Origin of the sequence: Polycladidibacter stylochi (assembly GCF_001562055.1) — a bacterium.
Lineage (GTDB): Bacteria > Pseudomonadota > Alphaproteobacteria > Rhizobiales > Stappiaceae > Pseudovibrio > Pseudovibrio stylochi.
Genome location: NZ_LLWE01000014.1, coordinates 67346 through 82509 on the forward strand (window position 1 = coordinate 67346; position 15164 = coordinate 82509).

A 15164-nucleotide genomic window follows, 5' to 3' on the forward strand; every position below is an offset into this window, starting at 1 on the left:
TGCAATCATGATCTTAGCGACAATAAACTTGGAACCTCGCATGCTCGCAAAACTGACACGCCAATTAACCTGGATTTCCTGTATTATGATATTTGCGACTCTCGCCGGTTGCGCCTTCTTTGTAAAAGAACAAACACTCCCACCTAAAAACTTACGCTCAGTTAAAGTAGATAGCAATCATGCATTGCAGTTAGTAAACAACTGGCGTTCAAAGCATAAATTACCACCTGTTAAGTTGGATACTCATCTCACCATTGTCTCACAGGAAATGGCAACTCATATAGCCAAGCGCGATAGCCTTGCCACGCCATTACACTCATCAAGCAGCCTACAAAAACGCACCCAAACTCCAACCTACCGTTCAAAAGCCGGTGCAGAGAATTTAGGTGCCGGTTATAAAACCCTAGAGGATGCTTTTATAGGTTGGAAAAACTCGAAGGATCACAATAAAAATCTTCTCAACCCTTATGTTACACATATGGGAATCGCCTTAACTGTGCGCGACAATGGTCGTTATCGTTATTTTTGGGTGATGACTTTGGCTGCTCCCTATCAAAGCCCTACACGAGAAATACGCATTCGCCGCCCAGGCCCTTGAGCAAACGAACAAGTCATCACAGCAGACTTTACTATAGCTAGGAAAAATAATGCATTACCCACTTCTTGAAAAATGGGATACCCCTTTTGGCATTCCCCCGTTTGCACAATTTAAAGACAACGAATATGAGCCAGCACTTATTGATGCTATGGCACTAGCCAGCGAAAATACCCTTGCGATTGCGCAGAATAAAGAGCCACCATCTTTTACAAATACAATTGAAGCACTTGAAAAGTCAGATACTATTTTGGCACAAGCCATTTCTGTCTTTTTCAATCTGACTTCGTCAAACACCAATCCGGTTCTTCAAGAAACCGAAATAGCCATTTCCCCGAAACTGGCAGAGTACACATCAAATATCCTTCTAAATGACGCTTTGTTTGAACGCATTGATATGCTGGAAAACAATAGGGAAAATCTGGGTCTTAATGAAGAACAACTCCGTGTTCTTGAGCGCTACCACACCAGCTTCAAACGAGCCGGGGCCGGTCTCCCCAAAGCCGAAAAGGCTGAAATTGCTGCAATTAACCAAGAGCTGGCCACGCTTGGTACCGAATTTGCACAAAATGTCCTTAAAGATGAGGCCGACTATGTTTTGCTGTTGGAAAATGAAAGCGATCTTGCCGGTTTACCCCCCTACCAAGTTGAGGCAGCGAGGCAAGCAGCCTTAGAGCGGGACTACAGCTCTGGCTATGCAATCACTCTTAGCCGCTCTTCCTATGAGCCTTTTTTACAAAGCTCAAGCCGACGTGATCTGCGTGAGAAGCTTTTCAAAGCTTTCGCCAGCCGCGGTGAAGGCAAGAACGAGGCAATCATTCAACGCACTCTTGAACTGCGCCAGCGTAAGGCCCAGTTACTCGGTTTCGACAATTTTGCCGCCTTTAAGCTTGACGATATGATGGCCGGCAGTGTTGAGGCGGTTATGCAACTACTTATGCAAGTGTGGCTACCCGCAAGGCAAAAGGCTCTGGAAGAAACAAACAGCCTGTTACAAGTTGCTAGCAAAGATACAGGTCAAAATGAGCTCCAACCTTGGGATTGGCGATATTATGCGGAAAAAGTACGCAAGCAGAATTACGATCTCAATGAGGATGAAATCAAGCCTTACTTACAACTTGATAATATTATTGAAGCAGCTTTCTACACGGCACATAAGTTGTTCCAGGTCAGCTTCAAACCACTTAGCGACCTAAAACTTTACCACGAAGATTGCCGGGCATTCGAAATGCTGGGTCCCGATGGTAAGCACCTAGGCGTTTTTATAGGTGATTATTTTGCTAGAACCAGCAAACGTTCCGGCGCTTGGATGAGCGACTTTCGCTCCCAACAAAAACTGGTGGGAGATATCACTCCAATCATTGTAAATGTAATGAATTTTTCAAAACCGGTTGGCGATGCACCATGCCTACTAACACTTGAAGATGCCAGAACGCTGTTTCACGAATTTGGTCACGCTCTTCACGGTCTCCTCTCACAGGTCACTTACCCGCGTATTTCCGGTACCAATGTGGCACGAGACTTCGTAGAACTTCCTTCTCAGCTCTTCGAGCACTGGTTGGAGCAACCAGAAATACTGCAAAAATTTGCCATCCATTATCAAGAGAATTCACCAATCCCAAATGAGCTGATCGATAAGATTAAAGCCGCCGAAAACTTTAACCAAGGCTTTCAAACAGTAGAATACTTGGCAACAGCCATTATTGATATGCGCTATCATCAACAAACGGACGCAGGCATTGATACGCATATTGAAGAGCAGAAAATACTAACCGAAATAGAAATGCCGGAAGCGATAATTATGCGCCACCGCCCCACTCACCTGCTGCATGCTTTTGCTGGTGACGGGTATTCCGCGGGGTATTATAGCTATCTCTGGTCGGAAGTTATGGATGCCGATGCCTTCACAGCCTTTGAAGAATCAGAAGATATTTTCCAACCCGAGCTGGCCCAAAAGCTGAAAAAATATATTTATAGCTCCGGCGGAAAATTACAACCTGAAGATGCGTATTTGCTTTTTAGGGGTAAAACACCAACACCCCACGCCTTATTAAAGGGACGCGGATTATTATAATGAGAGTAAATTCAACATGTTATTATCAAAAGATTCATTAATGGATCTCTCGATATGAGGGCATCAATCAAAAATTATTTTTTTGAAGCGCCACAATAATAACACTTAAGGTTGCAAATAATTAATAAGCTTCACGCAAGAGTTGTGCTATACGACTAAAGCGGGTGATTTATCGCCCTATTGATGCACCAAACTATAAAGGCGAGTTGACAGGTTCAACTCGCCTCTTTTTTTTTATTATATTCTGTTTTCACAGCTCATTGGGCTTTAAATATATTTGCAGGCCCCAAATACCAAGAAACAGCCACCCCACCATCATTGAACCACCACCAAATGGTGCTGCGAAATGAAATAAGCGCTCACCAGTTGAGAGCCGCGAGTATAAATCACCACAAAATAAAGCCTGCCCAACCACCAGAAATCCGGCACTCGCTTTTGCCAAAAAGCTTTGTTTACCTTTTACCATAGCTGCCATCCCCACATATAGTAGGCCATGCACAAGCATAAATTGCGAAATAAGAGCCATATACGGATCACTGTCCACATGTGCCGCCATTGCTGCACTGGCAACACCCATGAACCCACTTAATCCTGCAACTATTAATAGTAATCCTGAGAATTTCATATTTGCTCCCGATTAGTTCTCAAATATTCTTGAACTGGCTTTTCTGTGGCTCAGCCGCATCAATAATGCGCATCTGTACTTTCGCCTGGCCTTGCCATGTATCAATTGAAAGACTACCGGCCACATGCAATGGTCGCCCACGATTTGCTAGCAGCATCTTGCCAAGGTTCTGGTCTTCAGCTTTGAAAGCAATTGCCTTTAAGCTACTGCCATCATTACCGCCTAACGTCACCCGCACGTGCCCTTTACCGACGATATCGGCATACTTCACAAAAACCGACGGCATGGCGAAAACAGGTTCAGGATGATCGGCACCATATGGTCCTGCATGCTCTAAAAGTTCAATGAGCTCAACTTTTGCAGCTCCCGGTGTTAAGACCCCGTCAATTACCAATGCACGCTGAGCTAAAGCCCGCGCTACTTCCTCAGCAAGATTTTCATTAAAGTACTCAATTACTTGTGCCAGTTTATTATGGCTAAGGCTCATACCCGCAGCCATGGCATGGCCGCCTCCCTTGAGTAAAAGCCCACGATCAACCGCAGCCCGCACACAAGCACCAAGATCAACACCATTGACCGAACGCCCTGAAGCCGTGCCGACACCTTCCTTGTTAAACGCTACAGCAAAAGCCGGACGGCGATAGCGCTCTTTTAAACGCGAGGCAATCAAACCCACCACGCCCGGATGCCAACTATCTGATCCCACCACAAGCACCGCCGGCTCTCCCGCTTGAAGTTGTTGAAAGGCCTGTGCCTCCCCCTCTTCAAGCATTATAGCTTCCATGGCTTGCCGTTCTTGATTCAAGCGCTCGAGAGTAGCTGCAATATGCTCGCTCTCATTACGATCATCTCCCGCGAGGAGTCGCGCCCCCAAACCTGAATCGCCGATGCGTCCACCGGCATTGATACGTGGCCCAAGCATATATCCTAAATGATAGGGCGTTGGCTTGCCATTCACCCGCGCGATATCGGCAAGCGTTGCGAGGCCCACATTGCCTCGCTTTGCCATAACTTGCAATCCTTTCACCACATATGCGCGGTTCAGACCTTTTAATGGCACCACATCACACACAGTACCAAGCGCGACCAGATCAAGCAGTTGCATCAAATCCGGTAGAGCGCTTTGTGCAAACTCTGGCAGCTGACGAAGGGCGCGGTTTAAGGCAACCAAAAACAAAAAACTCACACCCACGGCAGCCAAGTGACCTTGACCCGATAAATCATCCTGCCGGTTCGGGTTCACCAGCGCGGCCACCTGCGGTAAGTTTTCCCCCACCTGGTGATGATCTAAAACCACCACTTCCAAGCCAAGCGTGCGTGCGTGTTCAAAAGCTTCGAATGAGGTGCTGCCACAATCTACGCTGATGAGCAACTGTGCCCCTTGCGCGTGCAACTGTGCCAATGCTGTTGGATTGGGCCCGTATCCGTCAATAATCCGGTCGGGAATATAAACGTCCACATCGACGCCAAGCATGCGAAAATAACGCTGCAGCATTGAAGAGGATGTTGCCCCATCCACATCATAATCGCCAAAAATGGCCAGCTTTTTCCCTGCTTGTAACGCGGCAACAACCACTTCGCAAGCACGGTCCATATCCACCAATAGTGATGGATCCACCATTAGGTTTTTTATGGAGGGAGCCAAAAACGCCTCGGCCTCATCCAAAGCAATCCCGCGCCCAGCTAAAACCCGGCCCACCACATCGGGCAGGCCACAACGCTGCGCAATTGCGAGTGCTTGCGCAGCCTCGTTCGTGCCTAAGCGCTCGCGCCACATGCGATCATTGGCCGAACGGTGGACCCCTAAAACAGGTCGACAGGTTTGCTCACCCTCAACACCTTGCTGGCTGGCTATATTATTATGCAACACCGCTCTGCCCTCACTATTAATGTTTCATGCAAACGAACTTGCCGTAAACACACTTGACTGGAATAGAAAATCACGAGCTTCGTGCTTAATCAATCCATTTTAAAAAGCAAGATACCTACAAAAAAACCAATAAAAAACGGGCCGATACAAAAGTAAAGGCCCGCGTTTAAGGTATCACTTAACTGATAGGTTGATATCTTATCAGCAATTAATCCAGATGAAACTTTTCAAGCTGATGGTGCTGCGCCTCGATAAAGCGCACCGTACCTGTGGTTGAACGCATCACAACCGTATGAGTGGTAATGTGATTACGGCCCAACTTTACTCCGCGCAAAAAGTTGCCATCAGTCACACCGGTTGCAGCAAAGTAAACATCGCCGCCAGCCATTTCCTCAAGTGTATACTTGCGATGAATATCATCAATACCCATGCGGCCCGCACGCTCTACCTGCTCTTCACGGGTGATAACAAGGCGGCCTTGCATTTGCCCGCCAATACAGCGCAGTGCAGCTGCGGCCAGCACACCTTCCGGAGCACCACCTGTACCAACATAAAGATCAATACCAGTCTCGTCCGGGTTGGTTGTATGAATAATACCGGCAACGTCACCATCACCAATCAAATAAATAGACGCCCCTGTAGCACGAATATCATCAATCAGTTTGGCATGACGTGGTCGGTCCAGCACACAAACAGTTACATCACTAACAGCAACGCCTTTTGCCTTGGCCACGCGCTCCAGATTCACCTCAATTGGATCATCAAGATCAATAGTACCCTGAGGATATCCCGGCCCCACAGCAATCTTAGACATATAACTGTCGGGTGCGTTAAGTAGCCCCCCCTCAGGTGCAAGCGCAATTACTGCAATAGAGTTGGGCATATTCTTGGCACAAATAGTGGTACCTTCCAGTGGATCCAGAGCAATATCCACCTTAGGTCCGGCTTTGGTGCCAACTTTCTCACCGATATAAAGCATTGGGGCTTCATCACGTTCCCCTTCACCAATAACCACCGTACCATCAATTGGTAACTGGTTCAGCTCGCGCCGCATAGCGTCAACGGCTGCTTGGTCCGCAGCTTTCTCATCTCCACGCCCGCGCAGCCTTGCAGCTGAAACAGCTGCCCTTTCGGTGACACGCGCGAGCTCCAGTGTCAGAATACGATCCAACACATCACTTGCATCCGTTTGACTAACAGCCATTATACTTCCTCGAAAACATCCATTTCGATTGGCCTGCCAAACTGGCAGCCCTATTTAAGATTTTCAATCCGCAACATTTGCGGTTGACCTGCAGTAACATTGCGAGCGGCAATTGCTTCCAAAGCTTCACGCACTGCCATCTCGGTCGTTTCGTGGGTAATCATGATAACCGGTTGCGGGCGAGCCGGATCCCCATCTAGGCTCGCTTCCTCGTTTATCCCACCCCGTCGCTGAACAATGGATTCTAACGAAATCCCTTTGTCAGCCATACATTGAGCTATGGTTGCAAATGCGCCTGGCACATCTTCAACCGCTAGCCGAATGTAATAGCCCCCTTCATGTTGACGCATTTTTGCGCGTTGATAAGGGGCAAGACCGCTCGCTTGCTCACCAAATACTGGTAGACAAACGCCACGGGCAATATCGACAATATCGCCAATAACCGAACTTGCTGTAGCATCACCTCCAGCACCTGGGCCCACAAGAACCACCTCACCGACAGCGTCAGCATCAACGGCCACACCGTTTAGCACGCCATCAACGCGTGCAATTGCCGAGGTCTTCGGTACCATGGTTGGATGCACCCGCTGCTCAATACCGCTATCGGTGCGCTGCGCAACACCAAGCAGTTTAATACGGTAGCCAAGGTTGTCTGCAGCACGAATATCGGCGGAGGTTATTGAAGTAATTCCTTCAACAAAAATATCATCGGCCGAAACTTCGCAACCAAATGCCAGCGAAGTGAGTATGGCAAGTTTATGCGCACTATCGAACCCTTCAATATCAAAGGTTGGATCGGCTTCGGCATAACCAAGGCGCTGTGCATCTGCCAAGCACTCGGCAAAAGAAAGTCCTTCACGCTCCATACGTGATAAAATATAGTTACATGTGCCGTTTAAAATACCATAGACGCGTGAAACCTCGTTGCCCGCAAGGGTTTCGCGCATGGTTTTTACGATCGGAATACCACCGGCAACCGCAGCTTCAAAATTCAGAGAAACGCCTTTTTCTTCGGCAAGCTTGGCCAATGCAACGCCGTGTTTAGCCAACAACGCTTTATTGGCAGTGACCACATGTTTGCCTGCCTCTAGCGCAGCACGAACACTTTCTTCTGCAGCACCGCTATCCCCGCCTATCAGCTCGACAAAAACATCAATGCCCTCGTCTTTGGCGAGGGCAACAGGATCATCAAACCATTGAGCATGAGAAACATCAACACCACGATCTTTACCTTTAGAACGGGCGCTTACTCCGGCAAGTACAATCGACTTGCCGGAGCGACGTTTCAATACCTCGGCTTTGCCAAGGATTATTTTTGCCAGGGAGACACCAACAGTGCCAAGGCCAGCAACGCCAATATTCAAGCTTTTACTCATCACATTCATACCAGTTGTTGCCAGCACTTGCGCCATTATTTGTCAGCAAGCGCGGCACCCTCATACTCTTCAAAAAAACGACGCACACCGCGTGCCGCCTGTCTAATACGCTGCTCGTTTTCAACCAGCCCGAACCGGACGAAACCCTCGCCATGCTCACCAAAGCCTGCACCTGGAGATAAAGCAAGTTCTGCTTTCTCAATCAACAGCTTACAAAACTCAAGAGAACCAAGGTGAGCAAATTGCTTTGGTATTGGAGCCCATGCAAACATTGAGGCCTCTGGAACCGGTATGTCCCAGCCAACACGCGCAAAAGATTCGACCAGCACATCGCGCCGCTTACGGTAAATTTCCCTTGTTTCTTCTATACAGGTATCGGGACCATTCAAGGCTGCAGTGGCCGCTACCTGTATAGGCGTAAATGCTCCGTAATCCAAGTAGGATTTAACCCGTGCTAATGCTGCAATCAACCGCTCATTACCGACAGCAAATCCCATTCGCCAGCCTGGCATGGAATATGTTTTGGAAAGCGATGTAAATTCCACAGCAACATCTTTTGCGCCTTCAACCTGTAAAACGGATGGCGGCGGTGTGTCGCCAAAGTATATTTCAGAGTAGGCCAGATCAGACAATACAAAGATTTCATGCTTGCGTGCAAACGCCACCACATCTTTATAAAAGTCCAGATCCGCACAGCATCCTGTCGGGTTTGCCGGATAGCATAGGATCACCGCGATTGGTTTTGGAACCGAATGGATCACTGCCCGCTCAAGCGCCTCAAAAAATTCAGGCCCAGTCGTTGCTGGTATTGAGCGTAATGAAGCCCCAGCCATTAAAAAACCGAAAGCATGAATAGGATAGCTTGGGTTGGGCACAAGAACCACATCACCCGGGGCAGAGATTGCCTGTGCCATGTTGGCAAAGCCCTCTTTAGAACCAAGCGTTGCAATTACTTCCGTATTCGGATCAAGCTTAACGCCAAAGCGACGCTCATAGTAACCGGCTTGTGCACGGCGCAGACCCATTATTCCCTTTGAAGCGGAATAGCGGTGTGTACGTGGGTTTTGTACCGTTTCAACCAACTTATCAACGATATGCTGTGGAGTTGGTAAATCAGGATTCCCCATCCCCATATCAATGATATCGACACCGGCCGCTCGCGCTTTGGCTTTCAAACGATCGACAGGTTCAAATACGTAAGGGGGAAGCCGTCTGATCTTGTGAAAGTCGTTCATTTCACGAGCCTCGCTTTCTGAAATCACATAATGCCTATTAATGTTATAGCGACTTGAATCGCCAAGTGCCTTGCAGGTTTAGCAGGAGAATTTCATTTTTGCATCGCCATATAGGTTAATTAGATGCTTTTTTTTCTTCATTTCTAATTCCCTGTGAAAGAACAGCATCCCTGACCTATTTTTTTACACATAAAACTAATTATATCCTCTGATAAAAGCTTAAACACCTAAGAAGCTTCTTGAAATGAGCCTTGGAAAAAGCTGAGCTGCCAAGAGATAAATGAACTTCCCTCTCTGACCATCAACCTTGACACAAAGCCAATTCAATCCTCGTCCAGTTTTGGGCTTATGACGGGTTCATTTAATAGTTAAATTGGCATATTGAAAGTCAGAATAATTATAATGTGAACGACAAGTCTTCCCGCCTAAATATCACATACATTCAACTATTCACAATAAATAAAAACTTAGTTTCATTGCGACGCCACCTAAAAATCTAAGAGATACCAATAACATATCCACAATAACGCATGCGGTAACTGCAATATTGCTCACTAACAAATAGTCTTCATTAGCGCCTATGTTAATTGATTTATTCAAATTATTTTGCAACATAGATTGAATATAAAATAATTATTTCATGTATTGAGGCAACTATGAAACATATAAATAAATATTTACATATACTAATTACCGGTCCTATTCTATTTTCCTTTTCAATAGTGCTAATTACTTTATTTACTATACTCGTATCACCAATTCTCTTATATCGTGCAATACATAGTTCTTTGCCTTCTTTAACGGATCAAACTCTTGGCCAAGAAGCAACATCAGCTACAAACATTTCGCAAACTTAATAATCACTGCTAAAATTATCAGTCATCAAACGATGCCTAAAACATGAAGTGCCAATGCACTAGTGCAAATTTGAAGGCTCTCTACAGGGGCAACTAAATACTTTGAAGTGCTACGTTCACAATTCAATGCAATCACACGACAGTAATTCACCTTCCTCTAACGAATAGAAGGCTAGCGGACATTCAGTGCGCTTTATGGCGGTTAATTTCTACATTGAGATCATCAGCTAGTTTTTTTTGTGCATCTGCAATTGCTTTCAACTCATCAACGCGGCTTTGAGAATCGTATTTGATGAGTGATCCCTTTTGCCTTGCCTTTTCATGCAGGGCTAAAAGCTGCTCTTGCTCTTGTTTTTGCTCATGATAGTTTTTAAGCGTCTTCGGATCTTGCAGTGCTAAATTTTGATTTTTTACAGCCACCTGTTGCTTTTGCTTTGAAACAAAAGCATCGCTGACATGCAAAGATGCACAACCACTAGCTAACAAACTTACACAAAGGGCTATCGTTATTCTTATTGCTTTGACCACTTAACAACTCCAATTGAATGCAACTTTTAAGTATGCTGCAAACGCAAATATCACTCCGCAAATTTGCTCTACTCTGATTATCATAGCTTAAAAGCCTGACATAATTGTTAAGGCTAATAACCCAATTAATTGATTTGCCAATTAATAATTCAACAAAGCATCTAATCTCACATTGCAATGTGTAGCGCTCTGTCAAGTGCAAATCCCACTAGCACATGGGGGTATTCAAAATCTATCTAAAACTAATTATGCTGCACAGCAACATTAATTAGTAACCACCAGCTTGTCATACTCTATAGTCACACCCTTAAAAATTCAGGATACGACATAGTGGTGACCTCTGGCACAACACCAATGTAATTCACGGGCAAAGACTTGAGGGATAACTATCCAGATGGCTCAAGATACAAATGACAATCCAACACTGCAATACCTTCTGCAAAACCCTGAGGAATTTGCAAGTAATTTAGCCAAAATTGCTGAAAGTAGCGGTAAGGCCTTAGCCGCATATTTGGAACCGCGTGAAAAGCATGAAGTTGAGACAGAAGCATCTGCCGAACTCAACGCCATGATCAAGACTCTTTCAACCGTTGCCGAATATTGGTTAAAAGACCCAAGCCGCGCCATTGAAGCTCAAGCACGTCTATGGTCTGGTTACATGTCGATCTGGAACAACACGCTTCGTGCTATGGCAGGCGAGAAAATTGACCCAGTTATTGAGGCGGACGCAAAAGACAAACGCTTCAAGGATAGTGAATGGGATGACAACAATTTTTTCAATTTCCTCAAGCAGATGTATTTGCAAACAACGCAATGGGCCCAAACTCTGGTGAGTGATGCGGAAGAAATTGATCCCCAAGTAAAAAAGCGCGCGACTTTTTACATCAACCTGATAACCAATGCCATGTCGCCCTCGAACTTCATATTCACCAACCCTGAGTTACTTCGCGAGACCATGAGTCAAAACGGCGAAAACCTTGTAAAAGGGATGGATATGCTCGCCGAGGATATAAAAAAGGGCAAGGGTGATTTAAAAATCCGCCAGACCGATATTTCCAAATTCGAAACAGGAAAGAACCTCGCGGTGACACCTGGTAAAGTTATCATGGAAAATGATATCTGCCAGCTCATACAATACGAAGCTTCGACGAAAACCGTTTACAAGCGCCCGCTCCTGATCATACCCCCATGGATCAATAAATATTATATTCTCGATCTTACTGCAGAAAAATCACTCATAAAGTGGGCTGTGGATCGCGGACATAGTGTCTTTATTGTTTCCTGGGTTAACCCGACCGAGGCCCACGCCCAAAAAACCTTCGAAGATTACATGCAACAGGGGATTTTTGCATCAATTGAAAAAGTTAAACAGGCAACTGGTGAAGACACTGTTAACGCCATGGGGTATTGCGTCGGCGGCACACTACTTGCCGCAACTCTTGCCTATATGGCGCAAACCGGGCAGGCTGACAGCATTGCAAGTGCAACGTTTTTAACAACACAAATTGATTTCGCCCACGCTGGTGACTTAAAAATATTCACCGATGAAGAACATATTGCGAATATTGAGCAAATGATGCAATCAAAGGGCTACCTAGACGGCTCTAAGCTTGCAATGACATTCAACCTCTTACGATCTGGCGATTTGGTTTGGCCTTATGTGATTAACAATTACATTCGAGGCAAAGAGCCATTTCCTTTTGATCTGCTCTACTGGAATGCGGACAGCACACGCCTTCCGGCAACCAACCATTCATTTTACTTGCGTAATTGCTACTTGAACAACACATTAGCAGAAGGAAAAATGGTTCTCGCGGGCGAACAACTCAACATTAACTCCATAAAAACTCCCTGCTATCAATTGGCAACGAGAGAAGATCATATCGCACCCGCCAAATCTGTACTTAAAGGAGCGCAGCTACTAGGTGGACCTGTTGACTTTGTATTATCAGGGTCAGGCCATATTGCAGGGGTCGTAAACCCGCCGACGAAGAAAAAGTACCAATATTGGACCAACAAGCCTGAAGCACTGCAGAAAAGTGATAGTATAGAAAAATGGCTCGAAAGCGCTGGCGAACACGAAGGCTCTTGGTGGCCCCATTGGAACAAATGGATACAAAATCACAGTCTTAACCGCATTCCTGCAAGAACAATTGGAGATAACGGCATCGATATTTTGGAGGATGCCCCCGGCTCATTTGTGAAAGTTGTATCATAGAACACAATGTGAGCTTTCATATAATACAGATAGGGCCATAAAATCATTGAGGCCCTATCTTGAACGCTAGAACCCTTGAGTTTCTATTGGAACATATACACATTCACGCCAGCGCAATGACAGGCCTTTTTAGATAGCTAACTACTTTTCCTAGTTATTTGTATAGACTTCTCTTTTCTCGAAGAATTGATTATACTTGCATTAACTTGAGCAGTTATTGCGCTTCACCATTAGTGAAAGACCCCCTTTCCAATATTGGTGCGCATAACATATTGCAATATTTATGGCATCACCGGAGGCTACCATGCCAGGCCGCGACCCCAAAGTAGTCAGTTTCGCAGGCAAGTACACCAATAAAGGCATTGGACCCACATCAACCCCGCTATCGGCTTTGCCATTATTAACTATCTGGAACCGACCGGTTAAACCCTTAGCAACAGTAGTTCGTACTCTACTCTTTCCTGTTGTTTTTGTTTTGATTTGGATGCATCAAAAATGGGGTTGGGAAGCTACAAGTGCATCTGTAGCACTTTATTTATATTTCCTTTGGTTTATTAGCCGCCTATGCCCTTGCGCAACCGGCGCGCCCAGCGCTATGGCACGCGCTGCAATTGGCCAACGTATGTGGCTTAATCGCTATGCTGTAACGATCCCGCAGAAGGATCATCAACTTGCATTGCTCACGTCTATCGTCATGGGCTCGGGCATTATAGGCGCAACAATAGGTGCTTTAGACAATGTTTTGTGGCTCAGCCTGTTGTCTACCACCTGCATCTACGCAGCACGCATTGTTCAACTCATTCTGTTTGTAAGTTTGTTTCAAAAAATGAAAAACAAGCACCCTATTTATCGCTCTTGGGCAATGACACCACAAAACGACAACCACCGCCAGCATCAACAACCAACAAAATCTCTATAGCTGTTAAAATACTTAGCGAACTGAAAGGCGCGTTATTTTTTTCGCGCCACAATAAACCGCCTTGGAGGCTGGGCCGGATAATTTCCAGTTTCTACAATTTCAAAACCCGCACGCTCGATCATCTTCTCCAACGCAGCAATCTTGTAAAAATAAACAGGCGGAGCTTTTCCAAACAACTTAAGCAAGGGCAAAATCGCCTTAATCGTCCGAAACTTCAAGTTAAGTCCCTTTTCTGGCAAGCAAATAGTTTTGCTAATTAAAAAACCACCCGGGGCCAACATGCTATGATACCGTTGTAAGTGCTCTGGTAAGCCCTTAACCAAATGCAACACATTAAACGCTAAAATCGCATTAAAGTCCTGTTTATTCTCAGCACTTAGCATGGCATCCTCCTGTACAAAATGGGCATTTATCAACCCCTTTTCAGCAGCAGTTTTTTGCGCATAACCAATCATCGCCGACGAAATGTCGGTGCCAAAGATTTCGCGTACACTCGGTGCCAGTTTATGTGCTGTCATACCGGAGCCACACCCGACTTCCAACACCTGATATTGTGGTTGCAAATAACTGCGCGTACGCTCAAGCGTGAAAATATAGGATTGCATATCTTCAATTTTCCCCGCCACATATTTAGGGGCGGCCTTATCCCAGAAAGCTTGTTGATTCATGATACGATTTCTCCTTCACAAGCTACCTAGCATAATTATTTTTGCGTATAATCTGGCAATGTTGAAGATAGTATATTCAAAATTGTATGGCTATGAGCACAAGTAACTTTGACTGGAATCACGCGAAGGCCTTTTTAGCGGTTGCACAAACCGGCACCCTCACCGCGGCTGCCGCACAGCTTAAACTCACCCAACCAACACTGGGCCGGCAAATCACCGCCTTGGAAGAAGAGCTCGGCACCGTCTTATTCGATCGTGTTGGCAAGCGCCTAATTCTCACGGATGCGGGCAAAGTCATAGCCGAACAGCTCATGCCCATGACTGAAGCCGCCCGACATGCCAGCCTATTCGCGGCAAGTCAGTCCGACACCGTAGAAGGCGTAGTGACGATAACAGCCAGCGATATTTATGCCGCCCATTTACTGCCTAAACTACTGGCAAAGCTTAAAGGAAAATCACAGAACCTTCATATTAAAATCAATGCGATCAACCATGTGGAGGATATCCGCCGCCGCGAGGCTGATATCGCCATACGCCATGTACGCCCACAAGAGCCTGAACTGTTTGCCCGCTTGATTGGTGAGCATATCGCTAATTTTTACGCGACACAAAGCTACCTTGACCATTACGGTCAGCCGCAGACTTTGGAAGACCTTCGGTACCATCAATTTGTCGGTTTTGGTGATGAAGAGCAGGTCATTTCCTACCTGCAAGAACGTGGCATCCCCATCACAGCCGAAAATTGTCGCTTTAAAACCGAAAGCGGACTAGTTGGTTTGGAACTGGCGTCGCAGGGCCTTGGCATCATCGTGATGGCAGATATAGTAGCGCTCAACCGACCGGAACTCGTCCGACTACCTCTGCCTATCGACCCCATTCGTTTCCCTACATGGCTTGTCAGCCACCGCGAGCTACAAACCAGCAAAAAAATCAGACTGGTTTTTGATTTCTTATCCGAGGCTTTAAAGGGATGAGTTCACAAACTCGGTTTTGGC

12 protein-coding genes are annotated in these 15164 nt (G+C 46.0%); 5 read left to right on the forward strand and 7 right to left on the reverse strand.

Going from position 1 to position 15164, the window contains the following annotated elements; all coding sequences use genetic code 11:
• Positions 1–40 precede the first annotated feature (40 nt).
• Together AYK67_RS02295 and AYK67_RS02300 are read left to right on the forward strand one after the other, a co-directional pair.
• Positions 41–598: a CAP domain-containing protein gene (locus AYK67_RS02295; protein ID WP_068081760.1), complete on the forward strand. Its 558-nt coding sequence runs from the start codon at positions 41–43 to the stop codon at positions 596–598.
• A gap of 49 nt (positions 599–647) precedes the next feature.
• Positions 648–2669 carry a M3 family metallopeptidase gene (locus AYK67_RS02300; protein ID WP_068081763.1) on the forward strand — a complete coding sequence of 674 codons (2022 nt, stop codon included), beginning with the start codon at positions 648–650 and terminating at the stop codon, positions 2667–2669.
• Positions 2670–2919: 250 nt separating this feature from the next.
• Here the strand turns inward: AYK67_RS02300 and AYK67_RS02305 are convergent, their stop codons facing one another.
• The 6 genes from AYK67_RS02305 to AYK67_RS02330 form a co-directional block, all read right to left on the reverse strand.
• Positions 2920–3294 (reverse strand): DUF423 domain-containing protein, encoded by a 375-nt coding sequence (locus AYK67_RS02305; protein WP_082735594.1) that lies wholly within the window; start codon positions 3292–3294, stop codon positions 2920–2922.
• A 19-nt stretch (positions 3295–3313) separates the two neighbouring features.
• Positions 3314–5071, reverse strand: coding sequence for a single-stranded-DNA-specific exonuclease RecJ (gene recJ, locus AYK67_RS02310; RefSeq protein WP_082735609.1), 1758 nt, complete (start codon positions 5069–5071; stop codon positions 3314–3316).
• Between the two features lie 301 nt (positions 5072–5372).
• The gene (gene glpX / locus AYK67_RS02315; RefSeq protein WP_068081771.1) at positions 5373–6368 is read right to left on the reverse strand and encodes a class II fructose-bisphosphatase; all 996 of its coding nucleotides are present in this window, start codon (positions 6366–6368) and stop codon (positions 5373–5375) included.
• A gap of 50 nt (positions 6369–6418) precedes the next feature.
• On the reverse strand, positions 6419–7744 hold the full coding sequence (locus tag AYK67_RS02320; RefSeq protein ID WP_068082206.1) for a homoserine dehydrogenase: 1326 nt from the start codon (positions 7742–7744) through the stop codon (positions 6419–6421).
• A 35-nt stretch (positions 7745–7779) separates the two neighbouring features.
• The gene (locus tag AYK67_RS02325) at positions 7780–8979 is read right to left on the reverse strand and encodes an LL-diaminopimelate aminotransferase (RefSeq protein WP_068082208.1); all 1200 of its coding nucleotides are present in this window, start codon (positions 8977–8979) and stop codon (positions 7780–7782) included.
• A 1040-nt stretch (positions 8980–10019) separates the two neighbouring features.
• Positions 10020–10364: a hypothetical protein gene (locus tag AYK67_RS02330; RefSeq protein WP_068081776.1), complete on the reverse strand. Its 345-nt coding sequence runs from the start codon at positions 10362–10364 to the stop codon at positions 10020–10022.
• A gap of 394 nt (positions 10365–10758) precedes the next feature.
• Here AYK67_RS02330 and phaC point away from each other — a divergent pair, with 394 nt between their 5' ends.
• Complete coding sequence (gene phaC, locus AYK67_RS02335) at positions 10759–12582, forward strand: class I poly(R)-hydroxyalkanoic acid synthase (protein ID WP_068081780.1); 1824 nt, start codon at positions 10759–10761, stop codon at positions 12580–12582.
• A 304-nt stretch (positions 12583–12886) separates the two neighbouring features.
• Complete coding sequence (locus AYK67_RS02340; RefSeq protein WP_162265069.1) at positions 12887–13501, forward strand: DUF6653 family protein; 615 nt, start codon at positions 12887–12889, stop codon at positions 13499–13501.
• A gap of 32 nt (positions 13502–13533) precedes the next feature.
• On the opposite strand, the gene AYK67_RS02345 is transcribed toward AYK67_RS02340, so the two are convergent.
• On the reverse strand, positions 13534–14169 hold the full coding sequence (locus AYK67_RS02345; protein WP_068081786.1) for a class I SAM-dependent methyltransferase: 636 nt from the start codon (positions 14167–14169) through the stop codon (positions 13534–13536).
• 92 nt (positions 14170–14261) lie between these two features.
• Here AYK67_RS02345 and AYK67_RS02350 point away from each other — a divergent pair, with 92 nt between their 5' ends.
• Entirely contained in the window at positions 14262–15143 is an 882-nt protein-coding gene (locus tag AYK67_RS02350; protein WP_082735610.1) for a LysR family transcriptional regulator, read from the forward strand.
• The last annotated feature ends 21 nt before the right edge of the window (positions 15144–15164 follow it).